Origin of the sequence: Streptomyces griseorubiginosus (genome assembly GCF_001514195.1) — a bacterium.
Taxonomy (GTDB): Bacteria; Actinomycetota; Actinomycetes; order Streptomycetales; family Streptomycetaceae; genus Streptomyces; species Streptomyces griseorubiginosus.
In genome coordinates, this window is sequence record NZ_KQ948737.1 from 645,085 (window position 1) to 658,988 (window position 13,904).

General features: G+C 72.9%; 10 protein-coding genes. 5 read left to right on the top strand and 5 right to left on the bottom strand.

What is annotated here, in order from left to right:
* Window positions 1-68 precede the first annotated feature (68 nt).
* The 4 genes from AQJ54_RS21245 to AQJ54_RS21260 form a co-directional block, all read right to left on the bottom strand.
* Window positions 69-857, bottom strand: a complete 789-nt coding sequence (locus AQJ54_RS21245; protein WP_381004529.1) for a maleylpyruvate isomerase family mycothiol-dependent enzyme — start codon at window positions 855-857, stop codon at window positions 69-71.
* A gap of 28 nt (window positions 858-885) precedes the next feature.
* Window positions 886-1,524 carry an SRPBCC family protein gene (locus tag AQJ54_RS21250; protein ID WP_062239690.1) on the bottom strand — a complete coding sequence of 213 codons (639 nt, stop codon included), beginning with the start codon at window positions 1,522-1,524 and terminating at the stop codon, window positions 886-888.
* Entirely contained in the window at window positions 1,517-1,879 is a 363-nt protein-coding gene (locus tag AQJ54_RS21255; protein ID WP_062020136.1) for an ArsR/SmtB family transcription factor, read from the bottom strand. The genes AQJ54_RS21250 and AQJ54_RS21255 overlap by 8 nt, the downstream gene beginning before the upstream one ends.
* 84 nt (window positions 1,880-1,963) lie before the next feature.
* Window positions 1,964-3,142, bottom strand: a complete 1,179-nt coding sequence (locus AQJ54_RS21260; RefSeq protein ID WP_062239693.1) for a DSD1 family PLP-dependent enzyme — start codon at window positions 3,140-3,142, stop codon at window positions 1,964-1,966.
* A gap of 337 nt (window positions 3,143-3,479) precedes the next feature.
* On the opposite strand from AQJ54_RS21260, the gene AQJ54_RS21265 reads away from it, so the two are divergent.
* The 5 genes from AQJ54_RS21265 (at window position 3,480) to AQJ54_RS21285 (ending at window position 12,859) form a co-directional block, all read left to right on the top strand.
* On the top strand, window positions 3,480-6,263 hold the full coding sequence (locus AQJ54_RS21265) for a SpoIIE family protein phosphatase (RefSeq protein WP_062239696.1): 2,784 nt from the start codon (window positions 3,480-3,482) through the stop codon (window positions 6,261-6,263).
* A gap of 177 nt (window positions 6,264-6,440) precedes the next feature.
* Complete coding sequence (locus AQJ54_RS21270) at window positions 6,441-9,227, top strand: SpoIIE family protein phosphatase (RefSeq protein WP_079069958.1); 2,787 nt, start codon at window positions 6,441-6,443, stop codon at window positions 9,225-9,227.
* Window positions 9,228-9,360: 133 nt separating this feature from the next.
* Window positions 9,361-10,725: an FAD-dependent oxidoreductase gene (locus tag AQJ54_RS21275; protein WP_062020144.1), complete on the top strand. Its 1,365-nt coding sequence runs from the start codon at window positions 9,361-9,363 to the stop codon at window positions 10,723-10,725.
* A gap of 304 nt (window positions 10,726-11,029) precedes the next feature.
* Window positions 11,030-12,199, top strand: coding sequence for an FAD-dependent oxidoreductase (locus AQJ54_RS21280; protein WP_062240495.1), 1,170 nt, complete (start codon window positions 11,030-11,032; stop codon window positions 12,197-12,199).
* 87 nt (window positions 12,200-12,286) lie between these two features.
* Window positions 12,287-12,859, top strand: a complete 573-nt coding sequence (locus AQJ54_RS21285) for a MarR family winged helix-turn-helix transcriptional regulator (RefSeq protein WP_062020146.1) — start codon at window positions 12,287-12,289, stop codon at window positions 12,857-12,859.
* Window positions 12,860-12,867: 8 nt separating this feature from the next.
* Here the strand turns inward: AQJ54_RS21285 and AQJ54_RS21290 are convergent, their stop codons facing one another.
* Window positions 12,868-13,845 carry an ABC transporter substrate-binding protein gene (locus AQJ54_RS21290; protein ID WP_062239702.1) on the bottom strand — a complete coding sequence of 326 codons (978 nt, stop codon included), beginning with the start codon at window positions 13,843-13,845 and terminating at the stop codon, window positions 12,868-12,870.
* Window positions 13,846-13,904 lie beyond the last annotated feature (59 nt).

Consider the following 13,904-nt stretch of genomic DNA (forward strand, 5'->3'; position numbering starts at 1 on the left):
CCAGGACTTCTCGCGCCGCCCCCCAGCCAGGACTTCTCACGCCGGGCCCTCAGCCGGAACATCTCCCGCTAGGCCTCCAGCCAGAACCGGGTGCGTTCGAGCCACAGATCCAGCAGCCGTGAGTCGCCTCGCGTCCTGACACCGGGCGCGGGGCGGTCGTAGAGGAAGAGGAGCAGGTCGGTCACGGGTCCGCGGACGCTCGCCGTGGCCACCCCGCCGCCTCGCCGCCATCGCGGTCGCTCTCCGCCGAGGTCGAGCAGCCACTCCCCCGCCGTTCCCGCGTCGAAGCGCAGGGCCCGCCCGGTTCCGAGCAGGTCGGGTACGCCGGGCTGGGGCTCGTAGGCCTCGGGGACGGTCGAGAACAGGAGCCATTCCTCCACGGCGTCCGCCGCGAGCCGCTCGTCGACCACGAACTCCGCGCCGGTCACCAGGGCCGCGTCGGCGCGGTGCAGCAGGGTCTCGTAGGCCATGCGGCGGGCCCAGAACCCAGTGGACTGCTCGACCAGTTCCTCGTCGGCGGGCGTCCACACCCGCACGTCGGGGCCCACCGCCCGGAGGCTCCCGGCCAGCCTGTCGGCGCCCTCCACCAGCCAGTCGCCGAGGCTCCGGTCGTCGAGGTGGGCATGGGCGGCCGGGTCGTTGACCTGCTCGTCGTCGATCGGCCGTGTGGCCCGGGTCCGTACGATCTCCTCCGCCCAGCGGTGGTCGCCGCCCACGTGCCGCAGCAGCCGGCCGAGGTGCCAGCCGGGGCAGGTGGGCACCGGCGCGGTGAGGTCGGCGCCCTCGGCGTGGTCGGCGAGGAGGCGGGTCTGGGCGACGATCGCCTGGCAGTGCTCCTCGAAGTCGAAGGTCGACACGGCTTCCCCCATCGCCGCCACGCGCCCGTCAGGCCTCGGTTCCGGTGTAGAACGCGATCGTCGCGGCCGTCGTCCTGGCGGCTGTCCCGGCGTCAGCGCCGGAGGCGGCGTAGGCCTCGCCCCAGCTCTCGCCGGAGCCGGTGATGAAAGCACGGCCGTCGGGTGTGGTGTGCCAGGTCGCGGCCTTCTCCTTGCTGAGCCCGCGGCCCGCGAGGTGCAGCCGCAGTCCGTACAGCCCGAGGTCCCAGCCGACGCCGACGGCACCGGGGCCGAACTGGTCCCAGAACCCCTCCGGTACGACCGACACGTGCTCGAGTTCGAGGACGGTCCGCTCCCCGTCCTCGGGCGTGAGACGCACCTCGACCTCGCTGAACCCCGGGTCGGGGCCGAACAGCCAGCTCACCCTCAGCCGCTCGGGTTCCACGCACTCGAGGATCTCGCCACCGGCGTTGCCCTCCAGCTGGTAGCGGCCGCCGACCTTGAACTCGCCGGTGACCGGCATGAACCAGCGCGCGATGCGTTCGGGGGAGGTCACCGCGTCCCACACGTCGGCGATCTCCGCGTCGTAGGTGCGGCGCAGCAGGACGGTCCGGGCCTCGCCGGTCTCGACCTGCCGGGTGCCGACCCGTCGGTGCAGTCGGTTGATCTCGTCGGCGATCTCACTCATCTCGGCTCATCTCTCCTTGCCGTCTGCGCTCCCGCTTACCGCGCGCGAGTTCCGTGCCGAGCGCGTCGAGCCGCTGGTCCCAGAAACCGCGGAAGCGCTCCAGCCAGGCGTCCACTTCCCTCAGCGGTGCGGCGTCGACGGCGTAGAGCCGCCGGTTGCCGTCGGCGCGGACGGAGGCGAAGCCGCTGTCCCGCAGCACCTTGAGGTGCTGTGAGACGGCCGGCTGGGAGATCCCGAACTCGTCCCGGATCACGGCACTGACCTCGCCCGACGCCTGCTCCCCCGAGGCGAGCAGTTCCAGTATCCGGCGCCTGACCGGATCTCCTAGTACGTCGAACGCGTGCACGCGACCCACTATGCCACCCGGCGCTTATATAAGCCAAGGCTTATGGACACCTCGCCCGTCCGGACGACTGGCCCGTCCGGTTCCGCCGGTGGGTCACCAGCCGCTGACCCGGTTCCAGAACCCCGCCACAGCGGGCGCCTCGCCGGTCGGCCGGGAGCCGTCGACGACGTGGTAGCCGCGGTGCTGAGCCGCCGTGGCGCAGGCGTGGTTGGGCAGGATGCGCAGGCGGGTGCCGATGGGCAGGTCAGGGAGGGGGACGCCCTCGCGGGCGGTGAGGGTGCCGTGCTCCTGGCTCGCGGCCGTCATGACCAGGCCCGGCAGGAGTGCGCCGGAGAGGTCGGCGACGAGGCCGTATCCCTGGTCCTGCGCCTGGGCGGCGGTGCCGCGGTCGCGGGACATGGCCATCCAGCCGCCGTCGGTCACGATCCAGCCGTACTCGGGGCGGTGACCGATGACCGTGACGACGACCGACAGGGCGAGGTCGTCGAGGTCGCAGACGCCGAGGCCGGCCATCACCAGGTCGAAGAACACGTAGTTGCCGGCGCGCAGTTCGGTGACGCCGGTGAGGTCCTCGGCGGCGTGGGCGGTCGGGGTGGAGCCGACGCTGACGGTGGCCACGGGCAGGCCGGCCGAGCGCAGTCGTCCGGCCGCGGCGACGGCGCTGTCCCGTTCGTTCAGCGCGGCCAGCCGCTGGTCCTCGGCGGTGGGGGCGAAGTACGACTCCCCGGCGTGCGTCAGCACCCCGTCCAGGCAGCCCGCTTCGTGCAGGACGCGGCCGATCCCGGGAAGCTCGGGGGCGTCAGGCCTGAGACCGCCGCGGTGGCCGTCGCAGTCGATCTCGATCTGGGCCGGCACCGGGATCGCCGCCCGGCGGGACGCGTCGGCGACGAACTCCGCCTGTTCCGTGCTGTCCAGCAGCACGCGCAAGGTCACCCCGCGCCGCGACAGGGCGAGGACACGCGGCAGTTTGTGGGGGTCGATGCCCACGGCGTAGGTGATGTCGTTGTACCCGCCCTCGGCGAACGCCTCCGCCTCGGCCAGGGTGGAGACGGTCACCGGGCAGGGCTTCGCGCCCTCGTGCAGCAGGGCGGCGACGTCGAGGCTCTTGGCCGTCTTCACATGCGGGCGCAGGGCGACGCCGAGCCGGTCGGCCCTGGCGGCCAGTCGCCCGATGTTGCGCCGGGTCCGGCGCACGTCGACGACCGCGAACGGGGTGTCGGGGTCGGCCAGGGTGAGCCGGTCGGCGGCCACGGGGTGGTTGTCGGGAGTCACGCGGAGGGTCCGTCCTCGGGAAAGGGGCGATGTGGCCCCGGCGGTCCACCTGCCACCCCAGGAACATACGACCGAGGGCCAGGACGATCATCGGCCGCGGCGACGCGGTGCCGGTCCGCACCCTCGACGACGCGCCTCGCATGTCCGCCCACCGCCCCGCCGCCACTCGATTGGACTAGCTGTCCAGATCTGGACAGTCAATCTAAGAGTCTGACCGACAGTTGTCCAGCGGGGTGATCGAGGTATACATATGGGCCGCCCGGGTGCGGGTCGGTGGCCTGGTGGCGCATTCTTGCTGTGTCGCCCGCGGGACGGCGCACGGACGAGGTAGGGCCGGATGACTGGGAGCGTCAAGGAGGCACAGCCCACGGCCGGGCGGCTGGCGGCGCTGCTGATCGACAGTTCGACCGAGGCGATCAGTGCGGCCGGCGGCCACGCCGGAGGGGTCTATCTGCGCTCCCGCACGCCCGGACTGCTCAGGCTCGCCGTCCTGTCCGGCCTGCCCGGTCCCCTGTTCCGCCCCTGGTGGCGGATGCACGTCGACCGCCCCTTCCCCGTCGCGGACGCCTACCGGCTGGGCGTCCAGGTGATCCTGCCGAACGCCACCGAGACCATGCGCCGCTATCCGCAGTTCGCGGCCGGCCTGCCCTTCCATTTCGGCTCGCTCTACGTACCGGTCGTCAGCGGTTCCACGACGTACGGCGTGCTGACCGTGCTGCGCCCGGCCGTCGCCGACGCGGCCGAGGTGCTCTCCGGGCGCGACCGCGTGGTGCGGCTCGCCCAGGAGCTGGGTGCGGCGCTGCGTGTCCTGGAGGAGCAGGACCCCGACCAGGTCGCCTGGGACGGTGAGCCGATGTATCTGCGGCCGCCGACCGCGTCCACCTCCGTGGGGCGCGTCGGCCGCTTCGCCTGGGACCCCTCGACCACCGCCATCACTCTCGACGAGGATCTGCACACCCTCCTCGGCGTGCCGCCGAGCGAGTTCCCCGGCACCGCCGAGGCCTTCGCCGACGCCGTGGCCCCCAGCGACGCCCACCGCATCCTGGGGACCTTGCGCGACACCGCCGCCGGTCGCCCGCCCGCGCTGCCGCTCTACCTGCGGGACGCGGACGGCGAACTGCGGCTGCTGGACCTGTGGAACGCCTACGAGCCGCCCGCCGCCCCCGAGGTCCGGGGCGTCGTCGTGGCGCCGGGGCCCGCCCCCACCGCCGACTCCGCCGCGGACCTGCTTCCCGACGGAGTGTTCTGCCTCGACCGGCTGGGCCTGGTCGTCTACGCCAATCCGCGCGCCGCGGAGCTCCTCGGCCGCCCCCGCGCCGAGCTGGTCGGCCGTGACCTGTGGGAGGCCGTGCCCTGGCTGGGCCGCCCCGACTTCGAGGACCACCTGCGTGCGGCCCTGCTGGCCCCGGACCCGGTCCACTTCCATCTCGAACGGCCTCCGACGCCGGAACCCGGGCCGAACCGGCCGACGCAGGAAGCCGGGCCCAGCGCGGGGGACGAGGAAGGGCAGCCGGCCACCACGGGCGGCGACTCCGAGCCACGGCCCCGGGACACCGATCAGCCCGCCCCCGCCCAGAACCACGATCAGCCCGCCTCCGCGCAGAACCACGAGCAACCCGCCCCCGCACAGAACCACGATCAACCCGCCCCCACCCAGAACCACGATCAGCCCGCCCCCGCCCCGCACAGCGAACCGCCGCCGTCCGTGCCGTCACCGCAGCACACCGAGCCCGCCCCCCAGCCGTACGAGGGCGACTGGCTGGCGGTGTCCGTGTACCCGGGGCCCGACCGGCTGACCTGCACCGTGCGGCCCGCGAGCGGGGTGGCGGACAGTCCTGCCGCGCGGGGGGACGGTGAGTCGGCCGAGGCCGGCGGGAGCCCCCTGGCACCCCTGTACCGGCCGATCGCCCTCGCCATCGCGCTGAACGAGGCCGTCACCGTCCGACAGGTGTCCGCCGTGGTGATGCGGGAGCTGCTCCCGGCGTTCGGTGGCCGCAGGCTCGCGATCTACCTGCTCCAGGACCGCCATCTGTACCTGGAGTGGGAGACCGGCTTCCCCAAGGGCTTCCTCTCGCCCTTCGACGGCGTGGGCCTGGAGACCAGGCTCCCCGGTGTGGAGACCCTCACCAGCGGCCGGCCGCTGTTCTTCGACTCGATGGAGCAGCTGACGGCCGCGTACCCCGGGATCGCCCTGGACGCGGCCGAGGGTGCGCGGGCCTTCCTGCCGCTGATCGCCTCCGGCCGGTCCGTCGGTTCCTGCATCCTCGGCTTCGACCGGCCCCGCAGCTTCTCCACCGAGGAACGCACGGTGCTCACCGCGCTGGCCGGACTCATCGCCCACGCCATGGAGAAGGCACAGCGCTACGAGTCGGAGACCGCGCTCGCCCGGGGCCTCCAGCAGGTCCTGCTGCCCCGCCGGCTGTCGGCGCACCCGCAGCTGGAGACCACGGGCCGCTATCTGCCCGGCACCGCGGGGATGGACGTCGGCGGGGACTGGTACGACGTGGTCGAGTCCGGCGGCGGGCTGGCGCTGGTCATCGGGGACGTCCAGGGGCACGGTGTGCAGGCGGCGGCCACCATGGGCCAACTGCGCAGCGCGGTCCGGGCCTTCGCGCTGGGCGACCGGTCCCCGGACGAGGTCATGAGCAGCACCAACCACCTCCTGATCGACCTCGACCCCGGGCTCTTCGCCAGCTGCTGCTACATCCGCCTCGATCCCGCCACCGGGCTGGCCCGCGCGGCCCGCGCCGGACACCCGCCCCCGCTGCTGCGCCAGGCCGACGGCCGTACCCGGGTCCTGGACCTGCCCGGCGGGGTGGTGCTCGGGGTGGACCCGCGGGCCCGCTATCCGGTCTCCGAGTTCCAGGTGGACCCCGGCGCGGTCCTCGCGCTCTACACGGACGGGCTGGTGGAGCGGCCCGGCCACGACATCGACGAGGGGATCACCGCGCTGCGGGTGGCACTGGCGAAGGCCGGGGCGCCCGCCCGTCCGGGCCAGCGGTTCCTGGCGGGCGTCGCGGACCGGCTGACGGCGACCGCCCGGCACGCCACCGACCGCCCCGACGACATCGCCCTCCTCCTCGCGACGCGACGCGGGGCGCCCGCGGCCGGGTCGCACTGAGTACGCGGGACACCCCCGACCGGAGCCCACTCAGGTCCCCCTTGGGGCCCGGCCCCTCACCCACGTCGCGCCCGCCCGACGTCGCTCTGCGTGCACATGTCGAAGGCTCTGTCGCTGTTCTGTCACACCTTGTGACGCCCCTCGCCTCCTGCGGCGCGGCAGTGTAGACATGGGCACATGGTCCGACTCCCGGGCCGTTCCGGGGGCGGGTCGGCCCGTCGCCCCGACGGTCGCCGCCCACCGCAGACACCCGACCGGACTCACGACCGGGACGAGGGCCCGGCGCGGGGCAGTTCACCGACCCGGGTGGAGCGCGACGGGGCCCGGAACCGGCGGGGGCCGCTGCGGGCAGCGGTCGGCGGGCGCAGCGTGGCCGGACAGGTGTTCGTCCTGCAAGTGGTGATCGTCCTGCTGCTCGTCGTAGCCGCGGTGGTGGCACTGGTGCTCCAGGTACGGCACGACAGCACCGTGGAGGCCCGCAACCGCTCCGTCGCCGTGGCACAGGCCTTCGCCAACGCGCCGGGCACCCTGGAGGCCCTGCAGAGCCCCGACCCGTCGGCGGTGCTCCAGCCGCGCGCCGAGGCGGCCCGCCGGGCGACGGACGTGGACTTCATCGTCGTCATGGACACCGACGGGGTCCGCTACACCCACCCCAAGCCGGACCGGATCGGCAAGAAGTTCGTCGGGGACATCGGCCCCGCGCTGGCCGGGCGCGTGACCACCGAGGACATCACCGGCACCATCGGCCCGCTCGTCCAGGCCGTCGTCCCGATCAAGGACGCCGACGGCAAGGTCGTGGGCCTGGTCTCCGCGGGCATCACCACCGCCAAGGTGGGCGGCACCGCCAACCAGCAGCTGCCGCTGCTCCTGATGGCCGCCGCCGTGGGACTCGCCCTCGCCACGGGCGGCACCTACCTCGTCAGCAGACGTCTGCTGCGCCAGACGCACGGTCTGGGCCCGCACGAGATGACCCGCATGTACGAGCACCACGACGCGGTCCTGCACGCCGTACGGGAGGGCGTGCTGATCGTCGGCGGCGAGGGCCGGCTGCTGCTCGCCAACGACGAGGCGCACCGGCTCCTCGACCTGCCGGCCGACGCCGAGGGACGGCACGTCCTCGACCTCGACCTGCCCGCCGACATCGCGGGCCTGCTGGCCTCCGGACGGGTCGCCACCGACGAGGTGCACCGGGTCAGGGACCGGCTCCTCGCGGTCAACCAGCGGCCCACCGACATCCAGGGCGGCCCGCCCGGCAGCGTCGCCACCCTGCGCGACTCCACCGAGCTGCGTGCCCTGTCCGGGCGTGCCGAGGTCGCCCGTGAGCGCCTGGACATGCTGTACGACGCCACGGTGGGCATCGGCACCAGCCTGGACGTGACCCGTACCGCCGAGGAGCTGGCCGAGCTGGCCGTGCCGCGGTTCGCGGACTTCGTCACCGTGGACCTGTTCGACCCGGTGCTCAGCGGCGGCGAGCCGGAGGAGGCGACCACCCTGCGCCGCGCCGCGCTCAGCGGGATCCGCGAGGACGCCCCGCTGTACAAGGTCGGCGAGCGCATTCCCCTGGTCGACTCCGCTCCGCAGGCCCGGGGCATCAGCAGCGGCAAGGCCGTCCTGGAGCCGCGGCTCGCCGAGGCCACCGGCTGGCACGCGCAGGACCCGGAGCGCTCCGCCCAGGTCATGGAGTACGGCATCCACTCGCTGATCGCCGTCCCCCTGCGGGCCGGCAACCTCGTGCTCGGCACGGTCAGCTTCTGGCGCTCGGAGAAGCCGGAGCCCTTCGACACCGAGGAGGTCGCCCTCGCCGAGGAGCTCGTCACGCGGGCCGCGGTCTCCATCGACAACGCCCGCCGCTACACCCGCGAGCACACCATGGCGGTGACGCTCCAGCGCAGTCTGCTGCCGCGCCGGCTGCCCGAGCAGGACGCCCTGGACATCGCCTACAAGTACCTGCCCGCGCAGGCGGGGGTGGGCGGCGACTGGTTCGACGTACTGCCGCTGTCCGGTGCCCGGGTCGCGCTGGTGGTCGGTGACGTGGTGGGGCACGGGCTGCACGCGGCGGCCACCATGGGCCGGCTGCGCACCGCGGTGCACAACTTCTCCGCCCTGGATCTGCCGCCCGACGAACTGCTGTCCCTGCTGGACGAGTTGGTGGCCCGGATCGACCAGGACGAGGCGGAGGAGAGCGGCAACTCCCCGGTGACCGGCGCGACCTGCCTGTACGCCGTGTACGACCCGGTCGCCCGGCGGTGCACGATCGCCCGCGCGGGCCATCCGCCGCCCGCCCTCGTCCACCCGGACGGGAGCGTCGAGTACCCCGACGTGCCCGCCGGTCCGCCGCTGGGCCTCGGCGGCCTGCCGTTCGAGACGGCCGACCTGGAACTCGCCGAGGGCAGCCGTCTGGTGCTCTACACGGACGGGCTCGTGGAGGACCGGGAGCGCGACATCGACGTGGGTCTGGAGCTGCTGCGCGCGGCGCTGGAGCGGTCCGGGCCGTCCCCCGAGGACACCTGCCGGGCCGTGCTGGACGCGCGGCCGCCGTCCCGGGCCATCGACGACATCGCCCTGATCGTGGCGCGCACCCGGGCGCTGGCGGCGGAGCGGATCGCCGAGTGGCAGGTCCCCGGCGACCCCGCGGCCGTGTCGGATCTCCGGGCGTCCGTGTCACGTCAGCTGTCCCTGTGGGGGCTGGACGAACTTCAGTTCACCACGGAGCTGATCCTGAGCGAGCTCGTCACCAACGCGATCCGCTACGGCGGCGATCCCATCCGGGTCCGGGTGCTCCTCGACCGCTCCCTGATCTGCGAGGTCTTCGACAGCAGCAGCACCTCACCGCATCTGCGGTACGCGGCGATGACCGACGAGGGCGGCCGCGGGCTCTTCCTGGTGGCCCAGCTCAGCGAGCGCTGGGGCACCCGGTACACCCCTGCGGGCAAGGTGATCTGGACGGAACAGCCGCTGCCGTAGCCCTCGTCGATCGCCGGCCTCGCCCATAAACGGACCTTATGAGCCCATAGACCGGACCCGCGTACCCACTTAGGCTTGCCTTAGCTTAGGCTTCCCCCGAGTCGATCTGTCACCGCTCGAAGGGAACCTGATCATGCCGCGCCCCCTGCGGGTAGCCATCGTCGGAGCCGGCCCCGCCGGGATCTACGCGGCCGACGCGCTGCTCAAGTCCGACGTGGCCGCCGAACCCGGTGTCTCCATCGACCTCTTCGAGCGGATGCCGGCTCCGTTCGGGCTGATCCGTTACGGCGTGGCCCCTGACCACCCCCGGATCAAGGGCATCATCACGGCCCTGCACCAGGTGCTCGACAAGCCGCAGATCCGCCTCTTCGGCAACGTCGACTACCCCACCGACATCAGCCTGGACGACCTGCGCGCCTTCTACGACGCGGTGATCTTCTCCACCGGCGCGACCGCGGACCGCGAGCTGCGCATACCGGGCATCGAGCTCGACGGCTCCTACGGCGCCGCCGACTTCGTCTCCTGGTACGACGGCCACCCGGACGTGCCGCGCACCTGGCCCCTGGAGGCCGAGAAGGTCGCCGTGCTGGGCGTCGGCAACGTGGCGCTCGACGTGGCCCGCATCCTCGCCAAGACGGCCGAGGAGCTGCTGCCGACGGAGATCCCGCCGAACGTCCACGAGGGCCTGAAGGCCAACAAGGCGCTGGAGGTCCACGTCTTCGGCCGCCGCGGCCCGGCGCAGGCGAAGTTCTCCCCGATGGAGCTGCGGGAGCTGGACCACTCCCCCAACATCGAGGTCATCGTCGACCCCGAGGACATCGACTACGACGAGGGCTCGATCGAGACCCGGCGTGGCAACAAGCAGGCCGACATGGTCGCCAAGACCCTGGAGAACTGGGCGATCCGCGATGTGGGCGACCGTCCGCACAAGCTGTTCCTGCACTTCTTCGAGTCGCCCACCGAGATCCTCGGCGAGGACGGCAAGGTCGTCGGCCTGCGCACCGAGCGCACCGCCCTGGACGGCACCGGCAACGTCAAGGGCACCGGCGAGTTCAAGGACTGGGACGTCTCCGCGGTCTACCGCGCGGTCGGCTACCTCTCCGACAAGCTGCCCAAGCTGCCCTGGGACATCGACTCGGGCACGGTCCCGGACGAGGGTGGCCGGGTCATGCAGGAGAGCGGCGAGCACCTCCAGTCGACGTACGTCACCGGCTGGATCCGGCGCGGCCCGGTGGGCCTGATCGGCCACACCAAGGGCGACGCCAACGAGACGGTGTCGAACCTCCTGGACGACTTCGCGAACGACCGTCTCCAGACGCCGGGTTCGCCCGAGCCGGAGGCCGTGGACGCGTTCCTCGCCGAGCGCAACGTCCGCTTCACCACCTGGGAGGGCTGGTACAAGCTCGACGCCGCCGAGAAGGCGCTGGGCGAGCCGCAGGGCCGTGAGCGCGTCAAGCTCGTCGAGCGCGAGGACATGCTGCGGGAGAGCGGCGCGTGAGCCGACGCGCGGGGAACCGACCGGGCGGCGAGTGAGCCCACCCGCAGCGATCCGACCGGGCTGGGCGTGAGCCCACCCGCAGGAGCCGACCGCACGCCGGTCGTGCCGTGACCCCTCTCAGGGGCGGTACGACCGGCGTCGTGCTGTGCACCCAATGCCGCTCGGCACGACCGGCATCGGGCCGTGAGCGCAACCCGCTCGGCCCGACCGGCATTGCGCTGTGCACGGAACCCGCGCGCCCGGCCGGTCGTTCCTCTCATGCCCGTACGGCCGTGCGGGCGGACGCGGGACGAACGGGGTGGGTGTGGCACGCGTACTGGTCATCGGCGGCGGTGTCGCCGGTACGGCGACGGCCCTGGCGCTGCACAAGGCGGGCTTCGAGGCCGAGGTGCACGAGGCTCATCCGGACTCGGCCGAGGACATCGGCGCGTTCCTCACCCTGGCGAGCAACGGCATGCGCGCGCTGGCCCAGTTGGACGCCTCGGCGGCGGTCACGGCGGTCGGCTTCCCGCTGACCTCGCTGCGGCTCCTGGACGACCGGGCCACCGAACTGGCGCACGCGCCCATGGGCGAGGTCTCGGACCCCCTGCTCACCTACCGGTGCCTGCGTCGCGGGGAGCTCAACACCGCGCTCCAGACAGAGGCCGCCCGCCGGGGCATCCCCGTGCGGCACGGCGCCCGCCTCACGTCGGTCGAGGACGGCCCGGACGGCGTCACCGCGCGCTTCACCGACGGCGGCACCGCGAGCGGCGACCTGCTGATCGGCGCCGACGGCCTGCACTCCGTCGTGCGCCGGTCGATCTCGCCCACGACGCGGCCGTTCCCCTCCGGCCAGTACGTCTTCTACGGCTACACACGCGCCGCGGCTCCCTCCGGCCCGGAGGCGTGCATCACCATGGTCCGCGGCAGCGGGGCCGCCTTCGGCTACGCCGTGTCGCCCGACGGCGAGACGTACTGGTTCGCCAGAGTGAACGGAGATCCGCTGACCGCCGAGGAGTTGGCCCAGGGCACCCCCGCCCACTGGCGCGAGCTGCTGCTGCCCCTGCTCCGTGCGGACGCCGGCCCGGCCGCGGACCTGGTCGCGGCCACGGATGAGGACCTCATGGTCACCAACGCCACCGAGATCCCCACCGGCACGCCCTGGCGCTCCGGCCGGACCCTGCTCATCGGCGACGCCGCGCACGCGGCCTCCCCCGCGACCGGCCAGGGTGCCTCGATGGCCCTGGAGGACGCCGTCGTCCTCGCGAAGTCCCTGCGGGACGCGCCGGACACGGACAGCGCCCTGGCCCTGTACGAGGAACTCCGCCGTCCCCGGGTGGAGCACAACATCACGGTCAGCGGCAACATCTCCCGGGGCACCCACACCCCGTCGACCGCCCCCCGGCCCGCCCCGGACGAGGAACTCGCCCGGCTCCTGGACTGGGACACGGACCTCTGGGCCGCGCGACCGGCCCACCACGGGCAGGGCTCATAGGGCGACAGCTCTCACGCCCGGTCCCCCTGCCGTGGCCCCGACTAGAATTTGAGCCCGAACGACCTGCGCCCGACGAAGGAGCCGCCCGTGCCCGGCCAGCGATCCATCACCCAAGCCGAGAAGCTCGCGGCCGAGAAGCTCGGCGGGTTCCCGATCCGCCGGGAGCAGATGGCGGCCGTGGCGAACATCTACCGGGCCGCCTCCGCGGTGCGCCAGCACCTGGAGAACTCGGTGCTGCGCGGCTCCGACCTGACGTGGACCGCGTTCGTCGTGCTCTGGGTGGTGTGGGTGTGGGGCGAGTCGGAGACCCGGCATGTCGCCGAGGAGGCCGGGATCTCCAAGGGCACCCTGACCGGCGTGGCCCGCACCCTGGAGTCGCGCGGACTGCTGAGCCGCTCCGGGCACCCGACCGACGGACGTCTGGTGCTGCTGCGCCTCACCGGCCAGGGCGAGGAGCTGATGCAGCGGGTGTTCCCGGCGTTCAACGAGGAGGAGGCCTTCGTGACGGCCGGCCTCAGCGACGCGGAGTGCCGGGGTCTCGCGGAGGGGCTGCGGCAGGTCGTCCTCCAGGTGGAGGAGCACGGCGAGGAGCGCCGCCGCACCCTGCTCGACGGCGCCGAGCCCGCCCCCCGCCGCAGCGGCCGACGCCCGAAGGCCTGACCGGCCGGTCAGGAGAACAGGGCCGGGATGTCCGGCTTCCTGCCGCCGAAGATGCCGTCCTGTTCACCGAGGGCGGCGAGCTTCTCCAGGGAGGCCGTGTCGACCTGGGCAGGCCAGCTGGGGAGGATGAGCCCGCTCAGCACATCGCCGCTGATCTTGGTGTAGGTCGTGAGGATCTGCCGGGCCTCGTCCGGGTGGCCGGTGGCGTACTGGAGTGACTCCGTCATCGCCTCGGTGAAGTTCTTCACCAGCGCCGGGTTCTGCTGGGTGACCTTCGCGGAGGTGAACCAGGTCGCGACCGTCAGCTTCGGGTCGGTCTCGGCGAACGGCGAGGCGATGACCCGGGCGCCCTGCGCCTTGGCGACGGTCTGGGCCGGCTCGCCCATCCAGGCGGCGTCCACGCGTCCGCCGTCCAGCGCGGCCGGCATCTGGTCGAAGGGGATCTCGACGAACTTGACCTTCGCCGGGTCACCGCCGTCCTTGCGCACCGACTCGCGGACCGTGGTGTCCCCGATGTTCTGGAGGGTGTTGACCGCGACCGTGCGCCCGGCCAGGTCCTTCGCCGACTTGACGGGGCTGTCCTTCTTCACGAGGACCGCGGTGACGTCGGCCCCCACCTTGCCGTTGGACGCGGCCCCGTTCACCACCGACTTCACCGGAACGCCCTTGGTCTGCGCGAGCATCAGGGAGGTGGTGTTGCTGAAGCCGAACTGGAACTGGCCGCTCACCACCCCGGGAATGATGGCCGCCCCGCCCTGCGCGGTGACCGTCTTCAGCTCGATCCCGCGGTCGGCGAAGAACCCCTTCTTCTGCCCCAGATAGAGCGGTGCCACGTCGACGATGGGGATGACCCCGACGGTCACTTGGATCTTCTTCCCGCCGCCGTCGGACGACGAGCCCCCGCTGCCGGAGTCCGACGATCCGCATCCGGCGGCACCCGCGAGGGTCATCACCGCCACGGCAAGTCCGAGCATGCGCCTTCGCATGGAGCCCTCCTGACGAGGGGTCAGACACCTCACGACCCGCCCATTGATGTTGTGCACAT